The organism is Exiguobacterium sp. UBA3968, from assembly GCF_002385115.1.
Classification (GTDB): Bacteria; Bacillota; Bacilli; order Exiguobacteriales; family Exiguobacteriaceae; genus Exiguobacterium_A.
Map to the genome: position 1 here is coordinate 48,006 of NZ_DGCW01000004.1, position 13,772 is coordinate 61,777.

At 50.8% G+C, this 13,772-nt stretch carries 15 protein-coding genes; 7 read left to right on the forward strand and 8 right to left on the reverse strand.

The window, feature by feature from the left end:
- Positions 1 to 21 precede the first annotated feature (21 nt).
- The 8 genes from B3S86_RS00445 to B3S86_RS00480 are packed head-to-tail and all read right to left on the reverse strand — an operon-like array spanning position 22 to position 6,546.
- Positions 22 to 1,530, reverse strand: a complete 1,509-nt coding sequence (locus B3S86_RS00445; protein WP_058703594.1) for an aldehyde dehydrogenase family protein — start codon at positions 1,528 to 1,530, stop codon at positions 22 to 24.
- Between the two features lie 5 nt (positions 1,531 to 1,535).
- On the reverse strand, positions 1,536 to 2,315 hold the full coding sequence (locus tag B3S86_RS00450) for an enoyl-CoA hydratase/isomerase family protein (protein WP_290747981.1): 780 nt from the start codon (positions 2,313 to 2,315) through the stop codon (positions 1,536 to 1,538).
- Positions 2,293 to 2,616 (reverse strand): EthD family reductase, encoded by a 324-nt coding sequence (locus B3S86_RS00455; RefSeq protein WP_023466996.1) that lies wholly within the window; start codon positions 2,614 to 2,616, stop codon positions 2,293 to 2,295. The genes B3S86_RS00450 and B3S86_RS00455 overlap by 23 nt, the downstream gene beginning before the upstream one ends.
- 15 nt (positions 2,617 to 2,631) lie before the next feature.
- The gene (gene paaD, locus B3S86_RS00460) at positions 2,632 to 3,123 is read right to left on the reverse strand and encodes a 1,2-phenylacetyl-CoA epoxidase subunit PaaD (protein WP_290747986.1); all 492 of its coding nucleotides are present in this window, start codon (positions 3,121 to 3,123) and stop codon (positions 2,632 to 2,634) included.
- 14 nt (positions 3,124 to 3,137) lie between these two features.
- On the reverse strand, positions 3,138 to 3,923 hold the full coding sequence (paaC, locus tag B3S86_RS00465; protein WP_056063799.1) for a 1,2-phenylacetyl-CoA epoxidase subunit PaaC: 786 nt from the start codon (positions 3,921 to 3,923) through the stop codon (positions 3,138 to 3,140).
- On the reverse strand, positions 3,920 to 4,264 hold the full coding sequence (paaB, locus tag B3S86_RS00470) for a 1,2-phenylacetyl-CoA epoxidase subunit PaaB (RefSeq protein ID WP_023466991.1): 345 nt from the start codon (positions 4,262 to 4,264) through the stop codon (positions 3,920 to 3,922). The genes paaC and paaB overlap by 4 nt, the downstream gene beginning before the upstream one ends.
- A gap of 14 nt (positions 4,265 to 4,278) precedes the next feature.
- Complete coding sequence (gene paaA, locus B3S86_RS00475) at positions 4,279 to 5,250, reverse strand: 1,2-phenylacetyl-CoA epoxidase subunit PaaA (protein ID WP_035411059.1); 972 nt, start codon at positions 5,248 to 5,250, stop codon at positions 4,279 to 4,281.
- An 18-nt stretch (positions 5,251 to 5,268) separates the two neighbouring features.
- Positions 5,269 to 6,546 (reverse strand): phenylacetate--CoA ligase family protein, encoded by a 1,278-nt coding sequence (locus B3S86_RS00480; protein WP_290747992.1) that lies wholly within the window; start codon positions 6,544 to 6,546, stop codon positions 5,269 to 5,271.
- A gap of 330 nt (positions 6,547 to 6,876) precedes the next feature.
- On the opposite strand from B3S86_RS00480, the gene B3S86_RS00485 reads away from it, so the two are divergent.
- The 7 genes from B3S86_RS00485 (at position 6,877) to B3S86_RS00515 (ending at position 13,710) form a co-directional block, all read left to right on the forward strand.
- The gene (locus tag B3S86_RS00485) at positions 6,877 to 7,278 is read left to right on the forward strand and encodes a thioesterase family protein (protein WP_290747994.1); all 402 of its coding nucleotides are present in this window, start codon (positions 6,877 to 6,879) and stop codon (positions 7,276 to 7,278) included.
- A 37-nt stretch (positions 7,279 to 7,315) separates the two neighbouring features.
- A complete protein-coding gene (locus B3S86_RS00490; protein ID WP_035411065.1) occupies positions 7,316 to 8,458 on the forward strand; it encodes a Glu/Leu/Phe/Val family dehydrogenase in 1,143 nt (380 codons plus the stop codon).
- A 13-nt stretch (positions 8,459 to 8,471) separates the two neighbouring features.
- Complete coding sequence (gene pdhA / locus B3S86_RS00495) at positions 8,472 to 9,521, forward strand: pyruvate dehydrogenase (acetyl-transferring) E1 component subunit alpha (RefSeq protein WP_290747998.1); 1,050 nt, start codon at positions 8,472 to 8,474, stop codon at positions 9,519 to 9,521.
- A 1-nt stretch (position 9,522) separates the two neighbouring features.
- The gene (locus B3S86_RS00500) at positions 9,523 to 10,521 is read left to right on the forward strand and encodes an alpha-ketoacid dehydrogenase subunit beta (protein ID WP_056063806.1); all 999 of its coding nucleotides are present in this window, start codon (positions 9,523 to 9,525) and stop codon (positions 10,519 to 10,521) included.
- 13 nt (positions 10,522 to 10,534) lie between these two features.
- Positions 10,535 to 11,731, forward strand: coding sequence for a dihydrolipoamide acetyltransferase family protein (locus B3S86_RS00505; protein ID WP_290748003.1), 1,197 nt, complete (start codon positions 10,535 to 10,537; stop codon positions 11,729 to 11,731).
- Between the two features lies 1 nt (position 11,732).
- Positions 11,733 to 13,130, forward strand: a complete 1,398-nt coding sequence (locus B3S86_RS00510) for a dihydrolipoyl dehydrogenase family protein (protein WP_290748006.1) — start codon at positions 11,733 to 11,735, stop codon at positions 13,128 to 13,130.
- 79 nt (positions 13,131 to 13,209) lie between these two features.
- Positions 13,210 to 13,710 carry a methylated-DNA--[protein]-cysteine S-methyltransferase gene (locus B3S86_RS00515; RefSeq protein ID WP_290748008.1) on the forward strand — a complete coding sequence of 167 codons (501 nt, stop codon included), beginning with the start codon at positions 13,210 to 13,212 and terminating at the stop codon, positions 13,708 to 13,710.
- The last annotated feature ends 62 nt before the right edge of the window (positions 13,711 to 13,772 follow it).

Below are 13,772 nucleotides of genomic sequence, written 5' to 3' on the forward strand. Positions count from 1 at the left end.
AACTCCAGCCTTCCCTCTTGCTTATAGTCCGAACGGATTGAGTGGACGACTGCCGTAATACGACAAGATACTCTTCGTTTCTGTGTACAGATCAAGTGTTTCGATACAGAGTTCACGACCGAATCCTGATTGTTTATACCCACCAAACGGTGTACCTGGGAAAGCAGAAAACGGACAGTTGACCATGACGATACCGGCTTTGATTTGGTTGGCAACGCGCGTCGCTTTTGCACCGTCTTTTGTCCAAACCGCTGATCCGAGTCCAAACGACGTATCATTCGCTAAACGAATCGCTTCTTTTTCATCTTTGAACGGCATGACGACGACGACCGGTCCGAAGATTTCTTCATTGACCGCTTTCATCTCGTGCGTGACATCGGTGATGATCGTTGGTGCGTACCAGAAGCCTTTTTCGTATCCTTCTGGTGCTGTCGCATGACCACCTGTGACGATTGTCGCTCCGTCTGCTTTCGCTGACTGGACGTATCCATCGATGACATCGACTTGTTGTTGGTCGATGATCGCTCCGACGTGTGTCCCTTTATCAAATGGATTGCCGAGAACGAGTTGTTTTGTCTTCGCGACGAATTGCTCCATGAATGCGTCGTAAATCTCTTCGTGAACATACAAACGCGAGCGTGCTTCACACGATTGACCGCTGTTATAGAAGATTCCGAACAACGAACCATCAACGGCTGCTGTCACGTCTGCATCTTCAAAAACGATGTTCGGCGATTTCCCACCGAGTTCGAGCGTGACTCGTTTTAGTGTTTCCGACGCACGTCCCATAATGTCTTTACCGACTGGTGTCGAGCCCGTGAAGGCGACTTTATCGACGTGAGGATGCTCAACGAGATGGTTACCGATCTCGCGTCCGGATCCCGGAATGACGTTGACGACACCCGCTGGTACACCAGCTTCTAGACAAATCTCACCAAGAATGATCGCTGTCAACGGAGTCAACGTCGCTGGTTTGACGACGACCGAACAACCGACTGCGATTGCTGGTGCGACTTTCCAAGCTGCCATCATCAACGGATAGTTCCACGGGATGATTTGTGCACAAACACCGACCGCTTCTTTTTCTGTGTAGTTATGGAATTGTCCCGGCACGTTATTGACGACACCGCGGTGACCGACGATCGCACCTGCGTAGAACTCAAAGTCTTCAATCGCTTGCGTGACTTGTCCTTGCGCCGCTGCTAGCGATTTCCCTGTATCGAGAATCTCCAGTTCGACGATTTCGTTGAAGCGGGAACGCATTATGCTCGCAATCTTATTTAAGATTTGCGCGCGGCGTCCGACTGGCCACATCTTCCACTTCCCGTGATCAAACGCATCCCGTGCCGCTTGAACGGCACGATCAGCGTCTTCCTTCGACGCTTTTGCAACTTCCGCAATCACTTCACCTGTTGCCGGATTATATGTTTTAAATGTCTCGCCTGTTGCACCTTCGACTTGTTCGCCGTTAATGAGCAAATGATAGACGGACCGTTTCATTTCAAGTGTTTTTTCATGTACTGTCGACATTGTATTCACTCCTGTTCCTGTTGATTGAAAATCGGTGGGCGTTTTTCGAGAAAAGCTTGCATACCTTCTGTTTGATCGGCTGTTGCGAACAACAGATAGAAGTTCCGGCGTTCGTGCTCCATCCCATCTTGTAACGACAAATCGACGGCTTTGTTTGCTGCGTCCTTGATCAGTCGTAACGCCATGCTCGGCTGGTTCGATAACCGCTCTGCCATCGCCAGCACCGTCGCTTCAACGTCCATCGTCACTCGATTGATGATGCCAAGTCGTTCTGCTTCATCTGCCTGCATCCAGTCACCCGTGAAGAGCCATTCGAGCGCCCGCGTTCGACCAATGCATTTCGTCAAACGTTGCGTCCCGCCTGCTCCCGGCATGACGCCGAGTCCGACTTCTGGAAAACCGAACTGAGTCGCGGGATTGGCGTAGATTAAATCACAAGCGAGCGCCAGTTCGAAGCCGCCTCCGAGAACAAAACCGTGGACACCTGCGATGATCGGTTTTTTGATTCGGCTGATTCGGTCCCAGTCCGCGAACGGATCGAGGAGTTCCATCGAGATCGGTGTCGCTTCGAGCATCTCCTCGATATCAGCACCTGCTGAAAACGACTTTCCGTTTCCCGTCAAGACGATGACCGTCACCTGATCGTCACGATCAAATATCTCCATCGCCTCGACGATTTCGCGGACCATCGTCCGGTTCAGCGCATTGTATCGTGCCGTCCGGTCGAGGCGAATTCGACCGATCCGACCAACCATTTCCGTCTTAACGTACTGTTGTGTCGGCATGGACATCTTCACCAATCATCAATGTGACGAGATCCCCCGCAAAGCTCATCAAGTCTTTCCCTGACGCTTTTCCTTCGAGCGAACGCATGCCAGCTTGCATCGCTTCCTGACTTTCATAGACCATCTCGCACATCAAGTAGTACTTTCCGTCTCCACCCATTGGTGAACCGACGATTTTCGTGACGTTCATTTCTTGTAGTCCTGGAATTTTTGCTGTTAACGGACCATGGACCTCAAAGTAATGCTGATCGAATGCTTCCTTGTTTTCCGGGTGTTTGTAAAGTGCGATTAATTTTGCCATATTGATTACCTTCCTTCACATGAGAGTAGAGACGGGTTTCATCGCCTCGAATGGATTTTTACATGATTTACAGTAGAGAATACTTCGACATGCCGTCGGTCCGAATAAGTTTTCCATCGTCACATACGTCGATCCACAATACGGACAGTCGATCTCCCACTTCCCTTGTTCGAATCGAGGGGGTGCGATGCCGAATGCTTTTAATCCTTGCATCCCTTGTTCTGTGATCCGGTCTGACGTCCACGGTGGATCAAACCGGAACTGGACATCGACCTGTTCGACGTTCGGAATCACCTGCAAGGCAGCTTCGGTATTTTTTTTAATGATTTCAAGCGCCGGACAACCGAGAAACGTCGGGAGAAGCGTGACGTGCACCGTGTAGCCATGCGCCGTCGCTTCCGCGTCCATCGTCTCGACCATGCCAAGATCTAAAATACTGACGCTATCGATTTCTGGATCCTTCACCCCGTTCAGGGCTTCACGGATCGCATGTTGAAGTGTCGTCATGCTTCCCTCTCCTTTCACCACGTCGCCGTTTGATCGATCAGATAGACTTCTCCGAGTGTCGCGAGTGCGTCATTCAAGTCTTCCGTGTGATCGCCGTCCCGTCCATTGCGTGTCATCTGCATTTCTGGGAGGGTCACGTTCAATTCGACGAGTAACGGTGTGATCGTCTGATACCAACGATCAAGTAAAATCCCTTGCCCTTCGATCAACCGCATCTCTTCGATCAGTTGACCGTGTTCACCATAATCGAACATGTCGCCGAAGTCATAGAGGACTTTTTCTAGGGCTGCGTCCATCTTCTGGCGAGCTGTCTCCGTCGATTGGTAGAGCTGGGTGAACCATGTTTGCCAGTGCAGCAAATGATAGTACAACTCCATGTTGATCTTGACGGCAGCAGCAGCGAGTGGCTCGTAACTGCTCGATTTCAACGCATCAATCCGGATCTTTTTCGCGACCGTATAGCAATAGTTCCGGACGACAGCGAATGCCCAGTCATATTCGGGTTTTTCCATATAATAGCCGGGTCCATTGACACGTTCGACAAGAATCGAGTTCTTCCGTTCGTGTGCCAAGCGGACATGGGCTAACGCATCGGCATTGCCTTCACCAAGTTCCTCGAGGAGTTGGTAATACATTGCCGCATGCCCCATCGAATCTTGCGCGATCGAGGATGAAGCGACGTCCTCTTCGATATGCGGTGCAAGTCCGAGCCATTCCGAACCACGATACGCGTAGAGGAAATCATCATCTGCGAGTTGATACAGTAAGGAGGCGAGTGCCGTCCGTTCTTGTTCCGTCATTTGGAATCGCCTCCTTGCCACGACATGATCTCTTTTTCATCGAGCATCTGTTGCTCGTAATGTCGCCATTTTTTCTTCAAGTAGCCATATCCTTTAGTCGTCCGGTAGTCCTTATTATCAAGGCGTTGGAGCATCTGCTTTTCATCGGGTGACAAACCACGGATATCTTCACGTTTGACGACCCAGATATCGACGACCGGTTCCCGGCGCATGAAGTTTTCTTGTGCCATCAGTAACGCCATCTCTTTATTTGGAGCAAGTAAACTGAATTGATGCGTGAACGCCGCGTTCGGCGTCCGTTTGCTAAAGACTTCGAATTCGTGATAGAACGTCTCGTTCATCGTACCTTCCCCTCTCATGCCTTCGTTTCAGCGAGTGCATCCCGTACCCAAGCATTATTCTCATAAGATGTCCGGCGCAGATCTAGTCGCTCTTTCGAACGCGGTCCTCCACCTTGGATGATCGTCTTGAATTTCGTCCAGTCCGGCTGTGCGTATTCCCATTGCCCTGTCTCTTCATCAAAACGTAACGTCGGGTCTGGAATGACGAGTCCGAGCGAACGAATCCGCGGCACGTACTTTGTAAAGAAGTTTTGCCGGAGCTCTTCATTCGTTTTCGTCCGAATCTTATAAGCGATCGTCACGTCCTGTTTCGATGTCCCGGTCGTCTCTTTCGAGGCTGGTCCAAAGAACATCAACAAGGATTCCCACCACTCATCCAGTGATTCTTGAATCATTGCCCGCTGTTCCGGTGTTCCTTCTGCGAGTGCCATGATGATCGACTCTCCGTGTTGTGCGTGGAAGACTTCCTCTGCACAGATCCGTTGCAAGGCACGCGCGTACGGTCCGTACGAAGCGCCGAGCATGTTCGTCTGCGTGATGATCGCCGCGCCATCGACAAGCCAACCAATCATTCCGGCATCGGCCCATGACCGTGTCGGCATGTGGAAGACGTTGTGAAATTTCAATCGTCCCGTAAATAAATCATCCATCAAATCCCCACGTGTCTTGCCATACGGCTTCATCAAATCCTCAACGACACGAAGCAACAATTGCCCGTGCCCCATTTCATCCTGGACCTTCGCCATGATGCCAAGTTTTCGTCGAAGCGATGGTGCTTTTGGAACCCATTCTTTTTCCGGAAGTGCACCCATGATTTCACTGATACCGTGCATCGAAATCAGTTTAATCAGTGTGTCTCGGTAAAAAGCAGGCATCCAGTCATCGGCTTCGATCTTTTCACCTTGCTCGATTCGTTCTTTGAAGCGTGCTAATTTTTCGTCTTCCGTCAGTTGGACGGGTTCGAACAGTTGTGTTGCATCATACATGCTAGTTCCTCCTTTGAATCAGACGAGTGATGTCGAGCGTCGATCAACGACCCGGACGGCTTTACCTTCCGATCGTGGTAACCCTTGATTCGGGTGACAGACGAGATCAATGGAAATGAGACATTCCGACTTGATGGCGTCACATATCGAACGCATTTGTCGTTCTGAGATATTTTCGAATTCGATATGTAGCTCAACAGCATCGAGTCCGGCTTTACGTACGAGATGGATTTGATAATGTGGCGTCACGTCCGGTTGTTGGAGCAAGACCCGCTCGATTTCTGACGGAAAGACGTTGACCCCTCGGATAATCAGCATGTCGTCCGTCCGCCCTTTGACACGTGACATTCGTGTCGTCGTCCGACCACAAGCGCACACTTTACGTGTGATCGAAGCTAAGTCGCCTGTCCGGTATCGAATGATTGGAAGCGCTTTCTTTTTCAAGCTTGTAAAAACGAGTTCCCCGACCATGCCATCTGGTAACGGTTCCCCCGTAACGGGATCGACGACTTCCGTAATGAATAAGTCATCCATGATATGCAGACCTGCCTGCTCTTGACACTCCATTGCGACACCCGGTCCCATGATTTCGCTGAGTCCATAGATATCGAATGCCTGCAGATCAAAGGTCTGTTCGAGTGTCTGCCGCATCTCCTCAGACCAAGGCTCGGCCCCAAAGATGCCATAACGCATACTTGTTTTCCGTGGATCGATACCACGTTCAATCATGCGTTCTGCCAAGCGTAAAATATACGAAGGCGTCCCACAGATTCCGTCCGGTCGGAAATCCTCGATCAATGTGATTTGGCGATCCGTGTTGCCACCGGAAATCGGTAAGATCGTCATGCCTAGTTTTTCTGCCCCTGCATGAAGCCCGAGACCACCTGTGAACAATCCGTAACCATACGCATTGTGCAGCAAATCAGCTGGTGATCCACCGGCTAAGACTAAACTGCGTGCCACGGCACCGGCCCAGTCTTCTAAATCTTCTTGCGTATATCCGACGACGGTCGGTTTACCGCTCGTTCCAGACGAGGCATGAATCCGGGTGACCTCTTCTCGTTCGACGGCAAATAGTCCGAACGGATAATGATCGCGTAAATCTTGTTTACGTGTGAAGGGAAACTTTCGTAGATCCTCGATCGTTTGAAAATCGTTCGCCGTCATCTGTAAGGTCTGCAGACGTTCTTGATAGAACGGGACGCGCGTGACGTGTTCCATCGTTTGGCGCAATCGCTCCATCTGCAACTGCTCCCGCGTTTGAGCATCCATCGTTTCGTGATGTTGATCGTACATATCTGCACCTCCTCATCATGTATACAATAATAAAACGGTCGTTTGTTTTTAGTTATATGTTTAACGTACGATACGTTCACAATGTTGTCAATCTTGTTTTGTTAAATGCTCCCAAACGTTTCTCACTTTATCACTTCAACGCACTTATCGATAAATTAATCAACATTAAACAAGAGATTTCATGATAGACAGTCTTTTTTTGGAAAATATTTTTGAAATGATTTGCTCATTTTGTAACGGGTTGATAAAATATCGTGTGACAAGTGTTATACTATTTTTGGTAAGACCACTTGGTTGAATAAAGATGCGGTGTTGTGAAAGGGGATCACGATGAAACTAGGGTTAGCTGTCGGGGATACAGCAGAGATTCAAGCGGTCGTCTCGGAAGATATGTTTGCACGATTCGAAGGTCAGCTCGTTCATCCAGCATACTCCACCGTTTCGATGGTTTATCACATGGAATGGGCAGCACGTCAACTGATCTTGCCTTACCTAGAAGCTGGTGAAGAAGGTGTTGGGGGTGCAGTTTCACTGAAGCATCTTGGTATGGCAGCGGAAGGAGCACGATTGATCATAACTGCGACAGTAACGTCGATGACCTCACGTCGCGTTGACGCGAGCATTGAAGTCCGAGACGGACAAACGATCATCGGTATAGGGGAAGTCACACAATTCATTTTAGAAAAAAGCCGGATTCAAGAAAAATTACAAAATAATGTTCCGACAAAATGAAAGCGCTTACTTATATTTGATAGAGGAGGACTCTACTATGAACATGTTAAACCCATCTACGAATCCAACGCTCTCGATCATGGAAAAAATCGCTGGTCACGAACAAGTCGTCTTTTGCAACGACCCTGTCTCGGGGTTACAAGCCATCATCGCCATTCATGATACGACGCTCGGTCCTGCTCTCGGTGGATGCCGCATGGCGCCTTATGCTTCTGTTGATGAAGCACTTGACGATGTGCTGCGTTTGTCGCGCGGTATGACGTACAAATGCGCTGCCGCTGATGTTGATTTTGGTGGTGGTAAAGCCGTCATCATCGGTAATCCAGCGACGGATAAATCACCAGAGCTTTTCCGTGCCTTCGGTCGCTTCGTCGATTCGCTCGGTGGTCGGTTCTACACGGGAACGGACATGGGCACGACGATGGATGATTTCGTTCATGCTAGCCGAGAAACATCACGGATCGTCGGCATTCCGGAAGCATTTGGTGGTAGTGGTGATTCATCGATTCCAACGGCTGAAGGTGTCGTCTATGGACTGCGGGCGACGATCGAGACGTTATTCGGTTCAGATGAATTAAGTCGGGCAACCTACGCGATCCAAGGACTCGGAAAAGTCGGCTTTAAGGTCGCCGAACAACTGTTGCTCGCCGGGGCGACGATTTATGTCTCTGACGTCAATGAAGCGGCACTAGCAGCAATCGTAACCCAAGCAGAAATGGCGCCTGGCACGGTTCGCGTCGTCTCGCCTCATGAAATTCATCTGACGGATGCTGATATTTTTGTCCCGTGTGCATACGGTGGTGTCATTCACGCTCAAAACATCGCGCTCTTACCGTGCAAAGCCATCTGTGGTTCGGCGAACAACCAACTCGCGGAAGAACAACTTGCTCACGTCTTGATGGATCGTGGCATCTTATATGCCCCAGACTATATCGTCAATGGTGGTGGGCTGATCCAAGTGGCAGACGAACTGTATGGAGCAAATCACGAACGGGTTCTCCTAAAAACGCGTCACATCTATGACGCAGTTCTCGAAGTCTTCAAAGAGTCGCAAGCAGAAAACATCACGACGGTCGAAGCAGCGAACCGGATGTGTGAAAAACGGATGCAGATCCGGGCGAAACACAACAACATCTTCACGAACACGACAAAACCAAAATGGGATATCCGTAACCACTGAAGGAGGGACTGACATGGAGCAACATTTTCCGATTCAACGCATCATCGATGAAGAAGGTCGTATCATCGATGCCTCAAAAGAACACGATCTGACAAAAGAGCTTGCCCTCACCCTATATGAACAGATGCACCGAATCCGGACGTTCGACCGGAAGGCGATCAACTTACAACGCCAAGGGCGCCTCGGCACTTATGCACCGTTCGAAGGACAAGAGGCAGCGCAAGTCGGTAGTGCACTCGCGTTGTCCGATCAAGACTGGTTGTTCCCGACGTACCGGGATCACGGCGCAACGTTGACGTTCGGTGCCGACATGGTGCGGACACTCCTCTACTGGAACGGTCGTGTTGAAGGCTGCGTCCCGTCTGAGAAACACATCTTTCCTCCTGCCGTACCGATTGCGACGCAAATTCCGCATGCCGTCGGTGCCGCATGGGCGGAAAAACGAAAAGGCACGACGAATGTCGCGGTCGCCTACTTTGGTGACGGAGCGACGTCTGAAGGGGATTTCCATGAAGGAATGAACTTCGCGAGTGTCTTCCAAGCACCAGTCATCCTGTTCAACCAAAACAATCAGTTCGCGATCTCTGTTCCGATCGAAAAACAGATGCATTCTGAGACGATCGCGCAAAAAGCGATCGCCTACGGGATGCCGAGTGTTCGGATTGATGGAAACGATGCCTTTGCCGTCTATTTCACGATGCAAGCAGCCGTTGAACGTGCCCGTTCTGGTGGTGGACCAACATTGATCGAAGCCGTCACGTGGCGATTTGGTGCCCATACGACAGCAGATGATCCAACAAAATACCGGGATCAAGCACGCTCGCGCGACCGAGTTGATCCGCTCGATCGACTCGAACACTTCTTAAAACACCAAGGCTATTTTGACGAAACATGGATGCAACAGCTGCAGGAACGGCATCAAACAGAAGTCGAAGCGGCAGTAGCTGCGATGGAGCAATTCAAGGCACCAGACATCAATGACTTGTTCGATCATACGTACGCGACCTTACCGGTTGATGTGCAGCAACAAAAAGAAGCGTATTTGCTAGCAAGGGGGAAATGAGATGGCAACACCAATCAATCGTCAAACAGAAATGACACTCGTTCAAGCTGTCACGGATGCCCTGCGGACAAAATTGTCGGAGGATGAGACGACACTCGTTCTTGGAGAAGATGTCGGAAAAAACGGTGGCGTCTTCCGAGCGACGGACGGCTTACAAGAAGAGTTCGGTGAAGACCGGATCGTTGATACACCGCTCAGTGAAGCCGGCATCGTCGGTACATCGATCGGTCTTGCCATCAATGGCTTTAAACCGATCGTCGAGATTCAATTTCTCGGCTTCATCTATCCTGCCTATGAACAAATCATGACCCATGTCTCTCGTATCCGGATGCGAACGATGGGACGCTATAGTGTGCCGATGGTCATTCGTGCGCCTTATGGTGCCGGCATCCGGGCACCGGAAATCCATTCCGATAGTACGGAGGCGCTCTTTACATCAATGCCCGGTCTCAAGGTCGTCTGTCCGGCGACACCGTACGACGCAAAAGGGTTATTGATTGCTGCGATTGAAGATCCAGATCCCGTGTTGTTCCTCGAGTCGATGCGTAGTTACCGTTCATTCAAGGAAGTCGTACCGAGCGAGTCCTATACCGTCGAGATCGGAAAAGCGCGCTGCGTCAGTGAAGGGACGGACGTGACGTTGATCGCTTGGGGGGCAATGGTCCAAGTGGCTCACAAGGCAGCGATGGCTGCACAGGAACGCGGTATTTCTTGCGAAGTCCTCGACTTACGGACGCTCTATCCGCTTGACCGGGACACAATCGCTGCTTCCGTTCAAAAGACCGGTCGTGCCGTCATCGTGCATGAAGCCGCAGCGATGGGTGGTCTCGGGAATGATCTCGTCACGTTGATCAACGATACGGCGTTTCTTTATTTACGGGCACCAATTGCCCGTGTGACAGGTTTTGATGTTCCGGTTCCACTGTTCGCCCTCGAAGACCATTACATTCCGACGCCGGAACGAGTCCTTGCGACGATTCAGCGTACGGTCGAGTTTTAAGGAGCTGAGTCCCATGATCGAAGTCAAGTTACATGATGTCGGGGAAGGTATGACGGAAGGTGAAATCGCGCATTATCTCGTTCAAGTCGGAGACCACGTCACGACCGATCAACCGGTCGTTGAGGTTGCGACCGATAAGATGGTCGCTGAACTACCGGCTCCTGTCTCCGGAATCGTCAAGGAAATCATCATTCCGGTCGGTCAGACGGTGCAAGTCGGTACGACGTTGTTGCACATCGAAGCAAGTAACGCTTCTGAAGTGTCGCGCGTATCTGAACCAGCGCCTGTCGCTGTCGCGGCCCCACCTGCTCAAGCATCTCCATCAAAACGGGTCCTTGCGACACCGTACACACGAAAAATTGCTCGTGATCACGGAATTGATATCGAATCTATCACGGCCTCCGATCCATCAGGTCGAGTCTCGGAGGACGATGTGCTTCGCTTCGTCAATGCTGCAGTTGCTCCACAGGAGACGGTTCCATCCATCGTCGAGGAGGAGGTTACGCAACAACAAACGCCACCGGAAACGATTCCGTTCCGCGGCATTCGTAAGCAAATCGCGAAAAAGATGACCCAGTCGCTGTACACGATTCCGCACGTCACCCACTTTGAGGAAGTTGACATGACGCGCTTGCTCGCACTACGCGCAGAATGGAAAACCGCTGGACGAAATATCAACATCAATGCTTTCTTCATCAAAGCCTTGATCGTTGCCTTAAAAGACTATCCCGTCTTCCATGCCAAACTCGATGAAGCGAATGAATGTATTCGATTAGAGCAGGATTTCCACTTTGGCATGGCAACCGAGACACCAGACGGGTTAATGGTGCCAGTCATCCGTCATGCCGATCGGCTCTCACTGACGGAATTGCATGATCAACTGATTTCGTTGCAACAACGTGCTCAAAACGGTGCCTTACGTGCAGCGGACTTAAAGCCAAGTACCTTTACGATGAGCAATGTTGGTCCACTGGGCAGTACGGGGGCTACACCAATCATCAACTATCCGGAAACGGCATTGATTGCCTTCCACAAGACGAAAAAACGAGCCTGTGTCGATGAAGACGATCAAATCGTCGTCCGCTCGATGATGAATTTGTCGATGTCGTTCGATCATCGCGTCGCAGACGGGGCAACGGCCGTTGCCTTTACAAATCGATTCGTTTCACTGATTGAACATCCGACTACCCTACTTTTGGAGTTGATCTAACATGGTTGTTGGCGAACTTACACAAGAACGGGATCTCCTGATCATCGGTGGGGGTCCTGCAGGTTACACGGCAGCGATCCGTGCTGCGCAAGGCGGTCGTAAGGTGACACTGATTGAACAAGCTGAACTCGGTGGACTTTGTTTGAACCGAGGCTGTATCCCGTCCAAGGTTTATGCGCATGCGGCAGAAGAAATGTTACGCTTGCCTCATCTTGAAGACCTTGGATTCACCACCCCTACTGTCCATGACTTCAGTAAACTGAATGCTTACCGCAATCGTGTCGTGCAGCAATTACGTCAAGGTGTCGTCGCCCTCTGTCAGGCGAATCAAATCGAGCATATTTCTGGTGCAGCTTCCTTCCTGTCAGAGGACCGGATCGGTGTCGAGTCGGGACATCAGTTCGATACGTATCGATTCCAAGATGTCATCATCGCGACCGGTAGTCACAGCATCCAGCACGAGGAATCGTGCCGACTGAATGCCGAACAGCTTTATCAACTCGAGCAGTTACCAACCAGCTTATTGATCATTGGCTCCGACACATTAGCACTTGAAGCCGCAGCCTGTTTCCATGCTCTCGGTACAGAGGTGACGTTGTTTGCCGATCGATTGTCGCTTGAACCAAGCGTTGAAAAGGAACTGAAGCGGACATTCAAAAAGCAAAAAATCCGTCTCGTGTCGGATGTCGTGACACAGATCGATGCTTCAGTAGACGCGACCGTCACGGTCATGAAAAACGGTGAAGAAGTCACCTATCATGGCGCCTATCTGTTCCAATCCCTCGCCCGGATTCCGAACAGTTTGACGCTCGGTCTCGAACGGATCGGCGTGACGCTTGCAGAAGACGGGACGATCCCCGTCGACGCATACGGACAAACCAATCAACCGCATATTTACGCGATCGGTGATGTGACCCCGGGTCCACAGTTCGCCACTCGTGCGATTCACGAAGCGAAGCGGACAGCAGCTCACTTGTCCGGTCAAGACGTCGATCCGACGACACCGTATTATCCGACCGTTCTGCGAACGTTTCCTCCGATTGCTTCGGTCGGGATGACGGAACAGGAAGCCCGTGAAGCCGGACATACTGTTCAGAGTGGACAGTTCCCACTAAATGCAAACGGAACGACGACGATTGAAGGTGGCAGTGGGTTCGTCAAGGTCATCGCTGACGAACAGACATCACTGATCCTTGGTATTCATATGATCGGTGACGATGCTCATCGTCTCGTCGGTCAATTCACCCAAGCACTGGAACTGACAGCGAAACGAGAAGATCTCCTCTTCCCTGTCATGGCACATCCGAGTAGGGTCGAAGCCTTGACGGAATCGATGGAATCCTTATTTGGTCAATCGATCCATCTTCCACCACGTCAACAGGTCGGTTCGCGCGCGTAATCCAAAAGAGGTGCCTCTGCGTCAGAAGCACCGCTTTTCGATTCATCACTTCATTTCGTGTAGAAAGGAAAACATGGTCATGGAACTGTACTTCACTCGCATGCAATGGAACAACCATACGTTTCCGGTCGCCGCTACAGCGGATGGTCTCTGTTATGTCGGTGCTTGGGATGAACCGGAGGATTTATTCGACGACTGGTCGCGGAAACACTTGCCTCGGGCGGAACGAATTGCTTCTGATACCGCGCTTGCTCCATATACGGAGCAACTGCTGGCCTACTTGAATCAGCAGTCGACGACACTCTCCTTTCCAATCGCACCAGTCGGTACTCCGTTTCAACTTGAAGTCTGGCATGCTCTACGTGCGGTACCGTACGGTCAAACCGCCACCTACTCCGATATCGCGGAACGTCTTTTCCGACCGAACGCGACTCGCGCGATTGGCACGGCAATCGGCAAAAATCGATTACTGCTTGCGATCCCGTGTCACCGGATTATCGGCAAAAAAGGCGATTTGCTCGGCTATCATGGTGGACTGAATATGAAGCGGACGCTACTCGCGCTCGAACAACGTCTGTGAATTGAGACTTTTCCTTCCCTGTTCTACCACAAATAAGCCCCGCTTCCCTGTCCAATTGGACA

Coding starts and splice junctions, on each gene's coding strand:
- B3S86_RS00485 (WP_290747994.1), top strand. CDS start 6,877: ATGAAACTAGGGTTAGCTGTCGGGGATACAGCAGAGATTCAAGCGGTC.
- B3S86_RS00510 (WP_290748006.1), top strand. CDS start 11,733: ATGGTTGTTGGCGAACTTACACAAGAACGGGATCTCCTGATCATCGGT.
- pdhA (WP_290747998.1), top strand. CDS start 8,472: ATGGAGCAACATTTTCCGATTCAACGCATCATCGATGAAGAAGGTCGT.
- B3S86_RS00455 (WP_023466996.1), bottom strand. CDS start 2,616: ATGGCAAAATTAATCGCACTTTACAAACACCCGGAAAACAAGGAAGCA.
- B3S86_RS00445 (WP_058703594.1), bottom strand. CDS start 1,530: ATGTCGACAGTACATGAAAAAACACTTGAAATGAAACGGTCCGTCTAT.
- paaD (WP_290747986.1), bottom strand. CDS start 3,123: ATGACGACACTTCAACATGCGATCCGTGAAGCCCTGAACGGGGTGAAG.
- B3S86_RS00480 (WP_290747992.1), bottom strand. CDS start 6,546: ATGTACGATCAACATCACGAAACGATGGATGCTCAAACGCGGGAGCAG.
- B3S86_RS00450 (WP_290747981.1), bottom strand. CDS start 2,315: ATGCCGACACAACAGTACGTTAAGACGGAAATGGTTGGTCGGATCGGT.
- B3S86_RS00500 (WP_056063806.1), top strand. CDS start 9,523: ATGGCAACACCAATCAATCGTCAAACAGAAATGACACTCGTTCAAGCT.
- B3S86_RS00490 (WP_035411065.1), top strand. CDS start 7,316: ATGAACATGTTAAACCCATCTACGAATCCAACGCTCTCGATCATGGAA.
- B3S86_RS00505 (WP_290748003.1), top strand. CDS start 10,535: ATGATCGAAGTCAAGTTACATGATGTCGGGGAAGGTATGACGGAAGGT.
- B3S86_RS00515 (WP_290748008.1), top strand. CDS start 13,210: ATGGAACTGTACTTCACTCGCATGCAATGGAACAACCATACGTTTCCG.
- paaA (WP_035411059.1), bottom strand. CDS start 5,250: ATGTATGATGCAACACAACTGTTCGAACCCGTCCAACTGACGGAAGAC.
- paaB (WP_023466991.1), bottom strand. CDS start 4,264: ATGAACGAGACGTTCTATCACGAATTCGAAGTCTTTAGCAAACGGACG.
- paaC (WP_056063799.1), bottom strand. CDS start 3,923: ATGACGGAACAAGAACGGACGGCACTCGCCTCCTTACTGTATCAACTC.